This window comes from Rhodococcus sp. RDE2 (genome assembly GCF_020885655.1).
GTDB classification, from domain to species: Bacteria; Actinomycetota; Actinomycetes; order Mycobacteriales; family Mycobacteriaceae; genus Rhodococcus; species Rhodococcus pyridinivorans.
In genome coordinates, this window is the sequence record NZ_AP025186.1 from 1590668 (window position 1) to 1607089 (window position 16422).

Genomic DNA, 16422 nt, shown 5'->3' on the forward strand with positions numbered 1-16422 from the left:
GCAGGTCACCGCGCAGTAACGAGGTGTTCGCCGCAGGTTCGGCGTCTCGATGTGATCCAGAAGCCATGGAGTCGTAGAAACACACTCGCTACCGTTGATGGCGATCGAGTGCCCCGAAACGGGCGAATGGAAGTGAGAGATCATGGGCAGCTCTCCAGCCCCTGAGCGAATAGCCGAATATCCCAGACCTTCGCACACCCTCCTTCATCTCACCGATACACATCTCGTCGGTGGAGACGAACTCCTCTACGGCACCGTCGACGCCGACACCCGCCTCGGACTGATTCTCGAGGACATCCGTGCGTCGCAGGTCCGTCCCGATGCCCTGGTGTTCACCGGCGACCTCGCCGACCGCGGCCAGCCCGACGCCTACCGCAAGCTCCGCGGTCTCGTCGAACCGCTGGCAGCAGCGCTCGGAGCCGACATCGTCTGGGCCATGGGTAATCACGACGACCGCGCGACCTTCCGTGAGGAGCTCCTCGACGAAGATCCCGTGGGTGCACCCATCGACGGAGTCCACATGGTCGGCGGACTGAGGATCATCACGCTCGACACCTCGGTTCCGGGCCATCACCACGGCGAGGTTTCCGCCGAGCAGCTCGCCTGGCTGGCCGACGAACTCTCGGCATCCGCCCCGTTCGGTACCGTTCTCGCACTGCATCATCCGCCGGTCCCGAGCGTGTTCGACATGGCCGTCCTCGTCGAACTGCGCGACCAAGCGGGCCTCGCCGAAGTGCTGCGTGGCACCGATGTGCGCGCCATCCTCGGTGGTCACCTGCACTACTCGACCTCGGCCACGTTCGCCGGCATCCCGGTCTCGGTCGCCTCGTCGACCTGCTACACCCAGGACCTGAACGTCCCGGTCGGCTCGCAGCGCGGACACGACGGAGCGCAGGGCTTCAACCTCGTGCACGTCTATCCCGACACCATCGTGCACTCCGTGGTGCCCAGCGGAAGCTACGCCACCGCCGGGCAACCCCACACGGCCGAGGACGCGGCGCGGCGCCTGGCCGAAGCCGGCATCCGCATCCCCGAGAACCCCGATCTCACCGTTCGCGTCTAGCCGATGTCCGGTCGGCCCGGGTAGTCGGTCTCCCAGGGCGCCGGAATCGGGTAGTACCGCTCCAGGAACTGCGTGACCTTCGCGGTGCGCAGCTCCAGGTCGACCTCGGGCGCGCTGCCGTCGTTGAGGCAGAACAGGTCGAGATTGCGGCGCGCCAGGATCGTGTCCAGATGTCGCAGGCCGGACTTCACGGTGGTGTCGACGTACTCCACCTTCGCCGTGGTCTGCTGCACCGCGCGGCCGGTCAGCAGTGTGTAGTAGTGGTAGAAGGAGTTCGTCACCGAGATGTTGTCGGCCGCCCGGAACGGGCTCGCCGCCGTCGCAGCGAACTCGTCCGCGAACTCGCGCTCCATCTCCGCCATGATCGACCTGCGCAACGGGACAGGTGTGTGCTCGAGGTGCCGAGTGATGGTGACCCCGAAGCGGTCCTGCAGAAGCTTACGGTTCATGCGCGCGGAGTTCTCGAATCTGCTGCGCGACGCGTTGTTTCGGCCGAGACCGATCCGCACGTCGCACTCGATGAACTTGCCGACGCCCCCGCCGGAGAAGAACAGGCTCGGGCTCACCCGGCGACCGAAGAACATGTCGTCGTTCGAGTACAGGAAGTGCTCGGACAATCCCGGGATGTGATGCAACTGCGACTCGACCGCCATCGAGTTGTAGGTGGGCAGTGCCGACGGATCGGAGAAGAACTCCTCGCTCCGCACGAAGGTCACGCGCGGATCGTCGGCGAGCCACGCCGGTCGCGGTGAGTCGGTGGCGACGAAGATCCGCCGCACCCACGGCGCGTACATGTGGACCGAACGCAGGGCGTACTTGAGTTCGTTGATCTGCCGGTAGCGCGCCGGCGAGTCGTCACCTTCGCCGACGACATAGTTCTGCATCAGCTTCGCGCGCTTGGCCTGGAACGACTTCGACGACCCGTCGACCCACGAGAACACGAGGTCGATCTCGAACGGAATGTCGCCCGGATGGCGGTCGAACATGCCCTCGATCGTGGGCCACAGCTGTCCGTACCGCTCGACCGTCGTCCGGCGCATCTCGTCGCGCAGGGCGGTCGTGCGGGTGAGAGCGTTCGGACGAGGCATGATCACCTCGTCGTCGGTGTAGGTCCACAGTTCGATGTCGACCCCGTTCGACGCGCCGTACCGCAGCCCGCTGGTCAGGTCGACCCGTGGACGGAACAGCCGGAACACCCGGTCCTTCCTGTCGCGCGAGAGCCGACCGTCCGCGACCGGGACGGGACGCCGCTTAGAACCGACGGCCTTCGAATAGAACGGCTCGTCGGCACACCCCTCGGCGAGAGCGGTGCGCAGCCTCTTCCGGTCGGCGCGGTCGATCGCGAGGATCGGGCGGTCGCTGTCGTCGCGCACGAGCAGGTAGTCGATGTGCGCCCGGTCGAGCACGCGACGCAGGAACAGCGCGTCCTCGATCTGCGCCTCGTCGGGCGTGGTGGTGGTGATCGGGATGGCGTAGCGATCCTCGAACCACACCACCTCCTCGTGCCTCGCGGGGCCGCGGACCGTGGCGCGGCCGAGCGGGGGAGCGTCTCCGACCTTCTGAGAAAGGGAGACGTAGGGAGCGTTGTGTGGGGCCGGCGTGTGCGTCGGAATCTCCTTTCACGAGTCGGGACGGGAACAGCCATTTTAACGTCGATCTGAGCTAAGTTCTCGCGTAGGCGATGTGACGATCCTGTGAACGCCGACGCTGCCGCCTCTCGAAGACCGAACCGGTGCCGTGTAGCCTGTCCGCAGGACTCGACACGGGGTGCCGGAAACGGCTGAGAGAACACCCGTCGAACCTGATCTCGATTATGCGAGCGAAGGGATGCCGAGCCGGCGACAGGCCTGAGGTCTGTCGCCCTCACGCACCCTTCCCGACACAGGGAAGGCACAGAAAGATGTCACTGCAGAACCGGATCGTCCTCGTCACCGGTGCCGGTCGCGGCCTCGGCCACAGCATCGCGCAGGCGTTCGCCGACGAAGGAGCCGCCGTCGTTCTCGATTACCGGCGCAGCGGCGAGAGCGCGCACGAACTGGCCGACAAGATCGGACCCGAGCGGGCCGTCGCTCTGAAGGCCGATGTCACCGACCGCGCCGAGGTCGAGTCGCTGTTCGCGCGGGCCCGCGAGCACTTCGGGCGACCCGTCACCACGGTCGTCAACAACGCCCTGCCCGACTTCTCGTTCAACGGCGACGCCCGGCCCAAGGCCGACGAGATCGGGTACGACCGGTTCGGGGCCCAGTTCGACGGTGTGATCGGTGGCGCGGTCAACGTCATGCAGGCAGCGCTACCGGGCATGCGGGAAGCCGGCGGCGGCAGCATCGTCAACATCGGCACCAACCTGTTCCAGCACCCCGTCGTCCCGTACCACGACTACACCGCCGCCAAGGCGGCGTTGCTGTCGCTGACCCGCACCTTCGCCGCCGACCTCGGCCCCGACGGGGTCCGCGTCAACATGGTCTCCGGTGGTCTGCTGCGCACGACCGACGCGTCGTCGGCGACACCCGAAGCGGTGTTCGACCTCATCGCGTCGTCGACGCCGCTGCGGAAGGTCACCACCCCCGAGGACTTCGCGGCCGCGGTGCTGTTCTTCGCCTCCGACTGGTCGCGGGCCGTCACCGGACAGAACCTGGTGGTCGACGGGGGACTGGTGATGAACTGATGACCGGACCACGCACCCTTCACCTCAACGCCTTCCTCTACGGCGTCGGGCACCACTCGTCGGCGTGGCGGCACCCCGACTCCGCGGCCGAACGTCTCGGCGACATCGCGTATTTCGAGGAACTCGCCCGCACTGCCGAACGCGGATGCCTCGACGCGGTGTTCTTCGCCGACGGTCACAGCGTCAACCCGAAGTACACGGCAGGCACCACGTGGTTCCTCGAACCACTCACCGCGCTGTCGGCGATGGCGCGCGCGACCGAGCGCATCGGTCTCGTCACCACAGTCTCCGCGAGTTTCTTCACGCCCTTCCACGCCGCGCGGATGCTCGCCTCGCTCGACCACATCAGCGGGGGACGGGTGGGCGCGAACATCGTCACCTCGATGTTCGACGAGGAAGCCCGCAGCCACGGATTCGACTCCCTGCCACCGCACGCCGAACGGTACGCGCGGGCAGAGGAATTCATCGAGGTGCTCTGCGCGCTGTGGGATTCGTGGGACGGCGGTGTTCTCGTCGACCGGACGGGTGGCAGATTCCTCGACTCCGACGCGATCCGTCCGATCCATCACCGGGGCAAGCACTTCCGCGTCGACGGTCCGCTGACCGTGCCGCGGTGCCCGCAAGGCCGACCCGTGCTGTTCCAGGCGGGGGCGTCGGAGACCGGGCGCAACCTGGCGGCCCGCCACGCCGAGGCCGTCTACTCCGTCGCGTGGGACATGACCGCGGCGATCGAGTACGCCACCGACCTGCGCGCGCGGGTCGCCGCGGCCGGCAGGGATCCCGGTACGGTCGCCATCCTGCCCGGACTCGTCACCTACGTCGGTCGCACCGAGGAGGAGGCGTGGGCGAAGAAGGCGGAACTCGATGCGCTCCTCGACGTCGATGCCGCCGTCACCCAGCTCGGCGTCTTCACCGGTCAGGACTACACCGGCCACGACCTCGACGCTCCCGTCGCCGACCTGCCACCCATCGAGGAGTTCACCGGGCCGCAGGGGCGCTACGCGACGGTGCAGCGCATCATCGAGACCCGCCGCCCGACCCTGCGCGAACTGCTCGGCTACCTCGCTGCCGGTGGTGGTCACGCGACGATGATCGGCACCCCCGAATCCGTCGCCGACAGCATCGAGGAATGGTTCACCGCGGGCGCCTGCGACGGCTTCAACCTCATGTGCCCCGCCTATCCGGATTCCCTCGACGACTTCGTCGACCTCGTCGTCCCGGAACTGCAGCGTCGTGGCCTGTTCCGGACCGAATATCCCGGCTCGACCCTGCGCGACTCGCTCGGTCTGAAGTCCATATAGCGGAGAAGAGCGCGAAGCGGTCATCGGAGCGGGCTGTAGCGCGCGCCGATGACCGTTTCGCGCTCCTGAGCAGCCCGACGCGCCTGCTGCCGGCGGGCCGGTACGATCAGCCTCCCGGTGTCGGCGCGGGTGTGCTCTCCTCCGCTCCGGGAGCCCGTGCCGGGTCGCCCGGCGGCTGGTAACTGGAACCGTAGAAGATCGGCAGGATGCCCTTGACGAGGGTCAGCGCCGAACCTTCACCCGACGGCACCGTCGACAGATTCGTCGCGATGACGATCGTCAGGTCGGTCTCCGGGTCGTGGCCCATGAAGGTCATGAAGCCCGGAAGCTGACCGTCGTGTCCGAGCAACGGACCGAACTGCGCCATGCCGAGGCCGTAGCCGGCGGTTCCACCGCCCACCGACTGCACGCTGTCGAGCCGGGTCTGCTGCATCTGCTCGTCGAGCAGACCGCCACCGACCAGCGCCTTCACGTAGGTCGTCATGTCGTCGACGGTGGAGATCGCAGCGCCCGCGGTCCACGTCCACGACGGGTTGTCGTCTGTCACGTCGTTCGGCTTCAACGTTCCTGCGACCGCGGCCGCCTGCTCGTCCTCCGGCAATGCGAAGGTGTCGATTGTGGAGACGTTGGTGCCGAACATGTAGCCCTGCGGATGCGGATCGGGAATGGAGGAATCATCGTTCGCCGGGAACGAGGTGTCCGCCAATCCGAGCGGGACGAAGATGTGCTCGTCGAACGCCTCCGCGATCGGCATCCCGGTCAGCTCTTCGACGACGAGTCCGAGCAGCACCGTATTGGTGTTGCTGTATTCGAACTGCTCTCCGGGTGGGAAGTTCACGGGTTGGGAGAACGCGATCGCGAGCAACTCCTCCGGCGTCCACGCCTTCTCGGGTTCGCGGTCCAGGGTCGCGTTGAACTCCGGGTCGAAGCTGTAGCTGTACAGGCCGCTCCGCATGTCGGCGAGCTGCGCAATGGTGATCGTGTCGCCGTTCGGGACACCCTCGACGTACTTCGATATCGGGTCGTCGAGCGACAGTCGACCTTCCTCCACCAACTGCAGGACGGCGGTGACCGTCATCGTCTTCGTGTTGCTGCCGATACGGAAATGGTCGTCGGCGGAGATCGGGTCGTCGGCGTCGATGGTGGAGGTGCCGAACGTGCCGGTCCAATCGCCGCGGTCGGGGGAGCTGATCTGTACCACCGCGCCGGGAACGGCGTTGTCGCGCATCAACTGCTCCACGGTGGATTGCAGCTCGGCCACGTACTCGGGCTGAGCCGCCTCGGTGGAGGTCGGCGACGGTGTGGATTCGGGATCGGTGGTCCCCGAAAGAACAGGGGATTCTGTGATGGTGTCACGAACTCGGACATTTCCCGCTGTAGAGGTGAATTTTTCACCCTCTCCGAACGATTCCGATCGCAGTGTCCCTCGTGTCATCCTGGAGCGGGACCGAATCCGTGTTCGGAGGTCGAATCATGAAGGCACTGGTGTTCCACGGGCCGGGGAAACGATCGTGGGAGGACGTTCCCGACGCGACGATCAAGGACAGTACCGATGCCGTGGTGCGCGTCGACGCGGTCACCATCTGCGGCACCGACCTGCACATCCTCGGAGGCGACGTCCCCGAGGTGACGGACGGACGGATCCTCGGTCACGAGGCCGTCGGAACCGTGGTCGAGGTGGGCGACGGAGTGCAGACACTCGCGCCCGGCGACCGCGTGCTCGTCTCGTGTGTCACAGCGTGCGGCACGTGCCGGTTCTGCCGCGAGAGCCGCTACGGGCAATGCCTCGGAGGCGGCGGCTGGATCCTCGGGCACCTGATCGACGGCACCCAGGCCGAACTGGTCCGAGTTCCGTACGCCGACAATTCGACCCACCGGATCCCCGACGGCGTGAGCGACGAACAGATGCTCATGCTCGCCGACATCCTGCCCACCTCCTACGAGGTCGGTGTTCTCAACGGCCGTCTCCGACCGGCGGACGTCGTCGTCGTCATCGGAGCCGGCCCCATCGGGCTCGCCGCCATCCTCGCCGCACGACTGTTCAGTCCGAGTCGCATCGTCGCCGTCGACCTCGCCGACAGCCGCCTCGAAGCGGCGAAGGCATTCGGGGCGAACGTCGTGGTCAACAGCGGTCGCGACGACGTGGCGGAGGTCGTCCGCGATCTCACCGGAGGTCTCGGCGCCGACGTCACGATGGAGGCCGTCGGCTATCCGGAGACGTTCGAGCAGGCGGTCGCGCTCGCCAGGCCGTGCGGGCACGTCGCCAACATCGGCGTGCACGGCAAGCCCGCGACGCTGCACCTCGAGGACATCTGGATCAAGAACTTGACGATCACCACCGGCCTCGTCGACACCTATTCGACGCCCACCCTCATCGGTCTCGTGAGCAGCGGTCAGCTCGACACGTCACCGATGATCACGCACCGGTTCGCGCTCGACGAGTTCGAACAGGCCTACGACGTGTTCTCCCGCGCCGGCGAAACCGGCGCATTGAAGGTGCTCCTCACCGCCGGTTCGTGACCGACCCTGCCCTCACTCCTGCTGGTTGACCGCATCGAGAAGCTGCTGGATCTGCTCCGGCTCGACCCCCGGAGCGAATCCGGCGAGGCGACCGAGCGGCATCGACGCCGCCATCTTCAGGACGCTCTCGTCGATCCCGACGTCGCCACCCATCGAACCGAACGCCTGCAGGACGATCTCGGCCGCCTCGGGGTTCTGGAACAGTTCTCCGAGAGACGATTCCATCGTCAGCGGAATCCGCACCGCGTCGCCCTTCACGTCGGCGGTGAGCGTCTGCCGGATGTCGCGGCTCGATGCGCCGATCTCGATGCTGTACGTGCCGCCTTCGACCACCCAAGCATCGACGCGGGTGTCCCAGTACGCGAGGTCGTCGCGTCGCACATGCACGGCGACCCGCTGCGATTCACCGGGTCCCAGACGGACCTTGGTGAATCCCTTCAACTCTCGCGGCGCCCGCGCGACCGAGGAGTCGGGCACACCGACGTAGACCTGCACGACCTCGGCACCCGCACGCTCACCGGTGTTGGTGACGGTGACGTGCACCGTGAGATCGCCGTCGGATTCCACTGCGGCATCGGCGTATTCGAACGTCGTGTACGACAGGCCGTGACCGAACGGGAACGAGACCTCGAGGCGTCGCGCGTCGTACGAGCGGTATCCGACGAACAACCCTTCGCCGTACCGCACGTGGCCGTGCTCGCCCGGGAAGTTCGTGTGCGCCGGAGTGTCCTCGAGACGGATCGGGACGGTCTCCGCGAGTCGTCCACTCGGATTCACCTGCCCGTAGAGCACGTCGGCGACGGCACCGCCACCGGCCTGCCCGAGCAACCACCCTTCGACGATCGCAGGAACACGGTGGGCGAAGCCGCTCAACCGCACGACACCACCGTTCGACAACACGACGACGACGTTCGGATTCGCCACCAGCACCGCGTCGAGTAGCGCGATCTGGCTGTGCGGTAGTTCGAGATCGTCGCGGTCGAAACCCTCGGATTCGAGTTCGGCGGGCACACCCAGGAAGACGACCGCGATCTCCGCCTTTCCGGCGAGCGCGACTGCTTCCTCGACGAGTGCGGCCGAGTCCGATCCGTCGAGCGTGTAACCGGCAGCGAAGGGCACGTCGCGACCGGACAGCAAGCGCATCTCCTCGAGCGCGTTGTCGAGGCGCGTCGGTTCGATACGGGACGAACCGGCGCCCTGGTAGCGCGGAGTGCGGGCGAGTTCGCCGATCACCGCGACGTTCGCATCGGCGGCGAGGGGGAGCAGGTCGCTCTCGTTGCGGAGCAGGACGATGCTCTGGCCGGCCACCTCGCGGGCGAGGGCGTGGTGCGCATCGGCGTCGAATGTCGCCTCGGGATCGGCCGCGGCGACGGCCTTCTGCACCAGTTCGATCACTCGTGAAGCCGCCTGGTCGAGCACCGACTCGTCGACCGTACCCGCCCGGACGGCCGCGACGATCTCGGCATCCGTACGACCACCCGTGGACGGCATCTCGAGATCCAGACCGGCGGCGAGGGACGCCACGCGGTCGTCGACGGCACCCCAATCGCTCACGACCAGCCCCTCGAAACCCCACTCGTCGCGCAGGACGTCGATGAGCAGCCACGGGTTGCGGGAGGAGAACACGCCGTTGATGCGGTTGTACGAGCACATCACCGTCCACGGCTGCGCGTCGCGCACCACCCGCTCGAAGGCGCGTAGGTAGATCTCCCGCAACGGCCGCGGGTCGATATCGGCGGAGACCCGCATCCGGTCGGTCTCCTGATTGTTCGCCGCGAAGTGCTTGAGCGACGCACCGACGCCCTGCGACTGCAGGCCGCGCACGAGCGCGGCGCCCAGGACACCGGAGATCAGCGGGTCCTCCGACAGATACTCGAAGTTCCGCCCGCACAGTGGCGAGCGTTTGATGTTGATGCCGGGCCCGAGCAGAACGGCGACCTGCAGCGCCGTGGCCTCCGCGCCCAGTGCTGCGCCGACCCGTTCGACCAGCTCCGGATCGAAGGAACATCCCAGCGCGACGGCGGGCGGGAAGCAGGTCGCGGGGACGGACGAGTTCAAGCCGAGATGATCGCCCGCCGCGGTCTGCTTGCGCACGCCGTGCGGACCGTCGGTGAGCATGACCGAGGGAATGTCCGCGCGCGGAACGGGTTCGGTGTGCCAGAAGTCGAGGCCGCTCATGAGCGACGCTTTCTCCTCGACGGTCAGTTGCGCCACGGTCTCGAAGGGTGCGCGGGGGGCCGGTTCGGTCATGAGGTTCCTCTTCCGAGTGCGGTCGGGTCCACCGTGGTCGAGCCTCGGCGATGTCCGATCTTGCCACCGAAAGAGCGTGCAAGTTCCTCCATCACGTGTGGCCACGGGATCCGCTCCTGCTCGAGGCGGAGTCCTTCCTCGCGTAGTCGCGTGAAGACCTCGGCTTCCGACGGCGTCAGTCGTGCCGGTACGTGCGAGCTGGGGGACGGTTCGGGTACCGCGAGAGCGGTCCAGGCTTCCAGGGTGTGGAGATCCATGAGGAAACTGCGCACGTCAGGTAGGTGCGCGCGGAAGCGGTCGAGAATCGCGAAGCCGTGCGTGTCGAGATCACCCCAGTAGACGACATCCGAGTCGGCGAGCCAGGGTATTGCGGTCAGTTCGTGCACTGCGTAGCCGCTGCCGTGTACGGCAACGGTGCCCGGCAGATGCGGCAGCGCATGGAGACCCTCCTTGTTCTCGAGAACCAGTATGCGTTCAGTGCGGAGCGGCAACGCGGCGAGCTCGTCCAGCGGCGCCGCGAAATGCTTCGGCATCGAGGGGAGCGCTGTGCGATCGCAGACAGCAACGTGGCACAGCCGCGGCACCGAACGAACACCGAGGTCGCGGCGTCCGATGGCGCCTTCCAGAAGCAACTCGACCAGTCCGCGATGACGCGAAATCCACTTGGTATCGACACCGGGTACCGGCAGCTGCCGAATGAACAGCCCCGAAGCCGGGTGGTCTGCCAGCCATCGGACCACGCCGACGAGTCGTGTGAAGTCCGCTTCGTCGAACTGGAGCCACCGTGAAAGGCTCGACGCGATCGCGCCGGGAAGCGCGGCAGTGCCAGGTGACAGGGCCTCGACCAACTGCATCCGCCTCGCGGTGAGAGTGTGCCACTCGGACGTGTGGCCTGCCGCGGCAGCAATCTCACCGGGACCTGCAAACACGACCCGCACCGGCACATCCTGCGTGCCGAAACTGGGCCAACGACGCGACTCCCAGTGCACCCGACCGATCCCACGCCGCGTCTGCCAGACGCGAACCCATGCGATCACAGCGTCGGGGTCTTCGGCGACCTGTCGTTCCGAGGGTGGGTGCAACGCAATCGACAGTGAATCGGATTCGGCTGCAATTGGATCGGCCACCCACTTGCTGCGACGATTCCGGTAGGCCGTCTCTGCCCTGGTACTTACGGCTGACGGCGGCACGCACACGGTACTCACTCGCGGGGCTCCTCCGCGCTGCGGATCGGCAACAAGGCCAGCTGCGAGTACTTCTTGTCCCTGATGCTCACCGCGGCCACCCCATCAATGTAATCGTCGAGGGTTTGCAGCAACTTCAGCGGCGTCGCGAGCACCATATGGAAACCGAATCGGGTGAACACGTCGAGTGCTCGCCGCGTGTACGCAGGATCTGCACGGTCGAATGCCTCGTCGAGGATCACCGTGCCGTAGCGCGGCAACTCTTCCCCCGATGCCGCCAGCTGATAGCGCAGGGCGGCGGCGAGACAGAAGAACACCAGTTTCTGGGCCTGCCCACCCGACAGGCCGGAGCTGGAGTCGTGGAAATTGACGTCCACGCCCTCCCCGTCGACCTCGACTCCGATGAAGCCGACGTGCAGGCGGGTGTCCAGTACCAACTGCCGCCAGCGCCGGTCGGCGGGTTCGCCCGAGTCGAGGCGTTCGAGGATCCGCTCCATCTGTTCGAACCGTTGCTCGGCGGCGACCCGGTCCTCTTCCTTGAACGAGCCGCTGACAATGCGCTGCAGTTCCGCGAGGAAATCGGCCGCGGCAGGCGAACGCCGATCCTTCACATCGATCCGCAGAGTCCGGTCGGTGTCGAACGGAGAACGCCGGAGCGATTCGTTCACCGGCTCGATACGGGAACGGATCTCGCCCGGTGCCCTGCGGATCGCGCGGGCCAGCTCTCCGATGTTGCGGCTCGATTGGTCGTTGAGTAGCCGGAAGAACTCGTCCTCGTATGCGGGTAATCCGTCGTTGCGCAGTCGAGTGAGCACCGCGAGAGCATCGTCTACGTACTCTGCGTCGGAGCGCATCTCGGCGCGTCGTGACTCCCATTCGGCGAGATAGGCGGTGAGGATCGCGGTGATGCGCCGCTCGGCGTCCGTGGTTCTCGTGAGCGCCGCACGGTGCTCGTCCGTGATGGTTCGTCCGACGGTATGCAGTAACCGGTCGATGTTCTCGCTCGTCGGTCGACGTGCGGCAGCATCGAAGCGTGCGCGGATGCGCTTGTCGATCCCGTCGGGAACCGCCGAATCGGCGTGTGCTTCCACTTCTGCAAGCCGCTGCCGAGTGTGCTCCACATCGCCACGGTGGCGTTCGAGACCGGATCCGGCTGCGGTATACGCTGCGCGGGCCTCCTTCTCCTCGGTTTCCGCACGGGCAAGATCGAGCGTGAGCGAGGCGTACTCGGCATTGCCCTGCAACCATCCCTCGAGTCGATGCTCGATCGCGCCAACCGCTGCCTCGGCCGCTTCGACGTCGATGTCGGCCCAGGTCGTGTCGAGGATGATCTCCGCCGCGTGTCGACGCTGCTGTACCGTGCACTCTGCGTGCTCGAGCAACTCCTGCCGACGTTGCAGGCGGGCGATCTCGGATTCGACCTCGCCGATGCGGCGACGCAGATCGGAGAGCTTGGTTTCGTTGTCGAACCCGAGCACCCATCGGCTGCGGTCGTCGACGCGGTACCTGTCGTCCTTCTCGTGCCGCTCGCCGCCGTGCTTGACCTGACCGGCCCGGGTCACGCCGCGCGGCACACCTCTCAGCTCGTCGACGGTCGCCACGCACGCATAGTCGAAACGCTCGGCGAGGTGGTGCTGCAGCCACGCTGCGAGCGGTCCCGGCCGCACGTCCAGTTTTCGAACCAGCGATTCGTCACCGCTCGCCGGGGTGGCAGGTCGGCCGGAACGAGTACGCACCCGGCGGTACACCAACCGGGTGCCGAGATGCTGCGCGTCGACCACTGCTGCAACGCGTGAATAATATTCGTCGGGTACGAGCATCGTGCGAGCAAGCCCGCCGAGTACGCGCTCGATGGGGCCGGTCCACTCGGCATGCTCGGAGCGCACTTCGAGGAGTTCGCCCGCGAAGTGCAACATGTCTTCGCTGAGACCAGCTGCGGTGCAGACCAGTTCGCGTATCCGCAGTAGAGCGGGATCGAGATTGGAGCGTCGCCGGGCGAGCAGCTCTCGGTCGGCGATGAGTTGTCGGTGTTCGGAACGCAGTGTGCCGAGTGCTCGCACCACCTCGTACACATCGTTTCTGCGTGTACCGACTGTCGCGTCGAGCTCACGCAACTCCGTTTCGAGCTGGGCTCGCAGATGCGCGAACTCCTCAGCGGTGGTCGGTGCCTCTGCTTCCCACGATCCGACGGCGGTGTCGAACCTGCTCCGTGACTGTACGGTCCGAGTCAGGTCGGCTTCCGCCGCGTCGCGTTGCAGCCTGAGAGTGGACAACCGTCCACCGTCGGTGGTTTCGAGCCGCACCCGCAGATCGAGGGTGCGCTCGGCCGCGCGCTCGGCTTCGACCGAGGTCTTGTCGACGGCAGTCTGCAACAGTCCGATCTGTGCGTAGGTCTCGTCGAGCTTCTCTCGCAGCAGATCCACCGTCATCCGGGCATGCACGGCGTCGAGGTGGTCGTTCTCTTCCTGTAGTTCGCGTTGTTGCTGGAGGCCTCGGCGGCGAACCTCCGCGAGACCGACAAGGGGATCGAGTGCCTCGACTTGCCGACGCGCGTCGACGACGACACGGTGCGCCTCGCGCAGGTCGCGGAACTGGGACGTCGCGCGATCGGCCATCGCGAAGGTGTCGGGTTCGTCGAGCATGTAGTCGCGCAGCAACTGATCGAGACTGTTCAGACTCTTGGCCGACAGTGTTCGGTGCAACAACCGTTGGGCCGCCTCCGACGAAATGCCCAGCTTCGCGCGGAAGGCGCGAGCGAACGCCGTGTAACTGGGATTGACAGTAGCCCCGGGCCAACGCTTTCGGATGCCCCGGGTGTCGATACCGCGGCCAACGAACGGCTCGAGATCGATCAGGTCGAAATCAAAATCGAAGATCAGATGCAGGTGAGAGACATCGTTGTTCGCGTTGGCTCCACGCCGCAGGTGCATGAGCTTGACGAGCGTCACGGGCGCGGCACCATCACCTGTGCCATAGGTCAGTGCGACCCCGCTCCACGTGGCGCCGGTGCGCAGATAGGAAGCAGTCAACGAGTCGGTGTCGGCATCGGCCTCACGCCGCCACGCTCCACGGATATAGCTCACGAAATTGCGGCCGGATCCACTGACGGATTCCTGAGCGGCCGCATTGAACCGGACGCTGCCGCCCGGCATGAGCACCGTGGAGATCGCATCGATGAGAGTGGACTTTCCGGACCCCGACGCGCCGGTGATCAGGAAACCCTTGCGCGCAATCGGAATGTCGTGGTGACCGTGTAAGGTTCCCCAATTCACCACCTGCACGCGGGCAAGCCGGAACTGGGACGGGTGGGGAGGGGTGGCCGTCACGGCTGACTCTCCGCGACGATGTGCCGGAACTCCGCTTCCACAGCAGCAACCTGATCGGCATCGAACAACTGCCGCAACACCGGAGAGACTTCCATCCGACCCTCCGTCGACGTCGACGCGAGAAGGCTGTACTTCTTCAACTTCTCCCACGAAGCGTTGACCCTGCGCCGGAAACCGGCCGGGTCGGTACTCGTGGCCGCACGGTACATCTCGAGCTGCCCGGCCATTTCGTCGAAATCGACGATGACCCGATCACCGGGTTGTGCGCGGAGGAGCAGCTGCCGCAGCGACAACAGCATCACGGTGTCCATGAATGTCAATCGCTCGGTGCGCAACACTGCGGGGGCCTTGTGATCGCCGGTTTCGGCGGGACGGGTGAATGCGAGCTGTTCGTCCTCGTCGACGACGAGATCGAGAAACACATCGGCCAACCGAGAACGCAGCACGCGCTCGTCGCGGATCACCGTCCGCCACACCTCGGGATGCTTGCCGGCGGTAATGAGCGGACCCTTGAGGAGCTGGACCAATGCGCGCCGGGTGTCGAGTTCGAGTTCGCCGGTGTCGCCGGGATACAGCCCGGTCGTGGTGTCGGTCATAGGCTGTCCTGTTCCAAGGTGGTGAAGGCAGGATCGGTGGGATCGAACAGATGCCGGCGTACCGTGGCCACCCGTTCGACGCCGGATGGGGAGCTCCAGCAAATCTCCTCATCGCCCTCCACGCGGTGTCCGTGCTCGACGGCGAGAACCAGAAGCCCGATGGCGCTTGCCAACCCTTGGGTTGCGGGATGTTCGCGCAGGACCTCGCCGATCGTCGCGCTACCGCGCACGCGCAGTGTGGCCGCTATGCTACCGACCAGCTCGTCCATGTCGATTTCCGATTCGCGGACGATCCGCCGCAGATCGTCGAGGTCGACCTCACCTGGCGTCTGCGACACCACCGGTTCGGCCACCAGATCGTCTGCGGGATTGTGCAACTGTAATGCCGCGACCGATTCGATACTCATGCCGATCCGCACCAGGTCGAGGTCGAGCGGTTCATAAGGCTTGCGGTGGGGTGCCACCTGCAGAGCGTGCTGTTGCGCCGAGCGCAACAGACGTTGCAATCGGCGATGTTCCTCGTAGTGGCGGGACTGCACGAAATGCCGCAGTGAGCGTGACAGCGACGTCATCGTCGCATGCACTTCGCCACCTGCGTCCTCCATCTCGGTGAGCAAGGATCGGAACCGATGACGTTGCTCGGGAGACAGGCTTCGGGCGAACGGACGAGTCAGTACCGCCTCGATCCAGTCGTCGAGCTGTGCAGACCGTTCAGGATCGATGATCATGTCGTAGAACCCGGTGAAGCTGCGTCCTGCATCGGAACTGCCGATGAGGTCGACACCTCGGAAGACCTCGCCCAGAGTGTCGCCGCGGTCGCCTTCGTCGTCGAGGATCCGAGCGCGCAACTCGCGATTGAGCCCTTCGAGTTCGGCCCGTACTCGTGCGAAATCCCCGGGGATCTCGCCGGCAAGCGCGAGGATCTCCGACACGCGTTCCGCGGCCCGTGGGCCATCGAGGACAGGGAAGTCGCCGGATTCCACCGCTGCGATCTGCCGGTCGAGTGCGTCGCGCTCGGCCCGCAGCGTTGCCAGACGGGTTTCGCTCCGTGGGTCCGAATCGCGAGCCAGCGCCTGCAACTGGCTCGACAGGGTTGTCAGTCGTGATTCCGTGATCGAACTGGTGTCGGTCGTCAGTTGCGCAACGAAATTCAGTGCGACGAATGCGGACTCGGTCGGCTCCAGCGTCTCTTCGCGCGAGCCCGTATCGGCACGTCGGAGCAGAAATCCGGCGCGCACCCAATCTGCGCAGTAGGCCTGGGCGGTGCGTGGAAGGTCGAATCCCTGGTCGCGGAGGTCCTGCAGGTCTGCGTCGAGGCGGGCGAACAGTTCGGGGGCGGGAAGTCGCCGGGTTCCCCGATCGAAGTGTCGTCCCAGCATCCCGAGGATTGCGGGGGCGTGGTCGGCGCGCAGCAGCGTCCACGCGGCGTGCTGATCGCGCAGCCGCGTCAGGCGGTACAGGTCGGCAGTCGACACAGCTTCCCTCTCGCTTCGATCGCGCCCATGGTGGCACACGCC

General features: G+C 66.2%; 11 protein-coding genes and 1 riboswitch. Of the genes, 4 read left to right on the forward strand and 7 right to left on the reverse strand.

All coding sequences use genetic code 11. The features are described 5' to 3' along the window. Window positions 1–142: 142 nt before the first annotated feature. Window positions 143–1063: a phosphodiesterase gene (locus LPH33_RS07510; protein ID WP_033097360.1), complete on the forward strand. Its 921-nt coding sequence runs from the start codon at window positions 143–145 to the stop codon at window positions 1061–1063. On the opposite strand, the gene LPH33_RS07515 is transcribed toward LPH33_RS07510, so the two are convergent. Next, on the reverse strand, window positions 1060–2556 hold the full coding sequence (locus LPH33_RS07515; protein ID WP_229567637.1) for a stealth family protein: 1497 nt from the start codon (window positions 2554–2556) through the stop codon (window positions 1060–1062). The two genes, LPH33_RS07510 and LPH33_RS07515, sit on opposite strands and share 4 nt — an antisense overlap. Before the next feature lie 260 nt (window positions 2557–2816). After that, a riboswitch (TPP riboswitch) is annotated at window positions 2817–2908 on the forward strand. A gap of 55 nt (window positions 2909–2963) precedes the next feature. Between LPH33_RS07515 and LPH33_RS07520 the strand changes: the two genes are divergently transcribed. Then, on the forward strand, window positions 2964–3728 hold the full coding sequence (locus LPH33_RS07520; RefSeq protein ID WP_229567638.1) for a 3-oxoacyl-ACP reductase: 765 nt from the start codon (window positions 2964–2966) through the stop codon (window positions 3726–3728). Next, window positions 3728–5029, forward strand: a complete 1302-nt coding sequence (locus LPH33_RS07525) for an LLM class flavin-dependent oxidoreductase (RefSeq protein ID WP_160877502.1) — start codon at window positions 3728–3730, stop codon at window positions 5027–5029. The genes LPH33_RS07520 and LPH33_RS07525 overlap by 1 nt, the downstream gene beginning before the upstream one ends. A 106-nt stretch (window positions 5030–5135) precedes the next feature. Here LPH33_RS07525 and LPH33_RS07530 read toward each other — a convergent pair whose 3' ends face one another. After that, entirely contained in the window at window positions 5136–6290 is a 1155-nt protein-coding gene (locus LPH33_RS07530) for a serine hydrolase domain-containing protein (protein WP_229567640.1), read from the reverse strand. 212 nt (window positions 6291–6502) lie between these two features. Here LPH33_RS07530 and LPH33_RS07535 point away from each other — a divergent pair, with 212 nt between their 5' ends. Beyond that, entirely contained in the window at window positions 6503–7549 is a 1047-nt protein-coding gene (locus LPH33_RS07535) for a zinc-dependent alcohol dehydrogenase family protein (protein ID WP_160877498.1), read from the forward strand. Between the two features lie 12 nt (window positions 7550–7561). On the opposite strand, the gene LPH33_RS07540 is transcribed toward LPH33_RS07535, so the two are convergent. Genes LPH33_RS07540 through LPH33_RS07560 form a run of 5 tightly spaced genes read right to left on the reverse strand, consistent with a single transcriptional unit; the run spans window position 7562 to window position 16380 of the window. Further along, the gene (locus LPH33_RS07540) at window positions 7562–9799 is read right to left on the reverse strand and encodes a glycoside hydrolase family 3 C-terminal domain-containing protein (protein ID WP_160877496.1); all 2238 of its coding nucleotides are present in this window, start codon (window positions 9797–9799) and stop codon (window positions 7562–7564) included. Beyond that, window positions 9796–11004: a DUF3322 domain-containing protein gene (locus LPH33_RS07545; RefSeq protein WP_229567642.1), complete on the reverse strand. Its 1209-nt coding sequence runs from the start codon at window positions 11002–11004 to the stop codon at window positions 9796–9798. Before LPH33_RS07545 ends, LPH33_RS07540 begins: the two co-directional genes overlap by 4 nt. Then, complete coding sequence (locus LPH33_RS07550) at window positions 11001–14309, reverse strand: ATP-binding protein (protein ID WP_229567643.1); 3309 nt, start codon at window positions 14307–14309, stop codon at window positions 11001–11003. The genes LPH33_RS07545 and LPH33_RS07550 overlap by 4 nt, the downstream gene beginning before the upstream one ends. Further along, window positions 14306–14905, reverse strand: a complete 600-nt coding sequence (locus LPH33_RS07555) for a DUF4194 domain-containing protein (protein ID WP_033097366.1) — start codon at window positions 14903–14905, stop codon at window positions 14306–14308. The genes LPH33_RS07550 and LPH33_RS07555 overlap by 4 nt, the downstream gene beginning before the upstream one ends. Then, a complete protein-coding gene (locus LPH33_RS07560) occupies window positions 14902–16380 on the reverse strand; it encodes a DUF3375 domain-containing protein (RefSeq protein WP_019288152.1) in 1479 nt (492 codons plus the stop codon). Before LPH33_RS07560 ends, LPH33_RS07555 begins: the two co-directional genes overlap by 4 nt. Window positions 16381–16422: the final 42 nt, after the last annotated feature.

Bases quoted from the DNA above. Each gene is read 5' to 3' on its own strand.
- LPH33_RS07535 (WP_160877498.1), top strand. From the start codon at position 6,503: ATGAAGGCACTGGTGTTCCACGGGCCGGGGAAACGATCGTGGGAGGAC.
- LPH33_RS07520 (WP_229567638.1), top strand. From the start codon at position 2,964: ATGTCACTGCAGAACCGGATCGTCCTCGTCACCGGTGCCGGTCGCGGC.
- LPH33_RS07525 (WP_160877502.1), top strand. From the start codon at position 3,728: ATGACCGGACCACGCACCCTTCACCTCAACGCCTTCCTCTACGGCGTC.
- LPH33_RS07540 (WP_160877496.1), bottom strand. From the start codon at position 9,799: ATGACCGAACCGGCCCCCCGCGCACCCTTCGAGACCGTGGCGCAACTG.
- LPH33_RS07555 (WP_033097366.1), bottom strand. From the start codon at position 14,905: ATGACCGACACCACGACCGGGCTGTATCCCGGCGACACCGGCGAACTC.
- LPH33_RS07510 (WP_033097360.1), top strand. From the start codon at position 143: ATGGGCAGCTCTCCAGCCCCTGAGCGAATAGCCGAATATCCCAGACCT.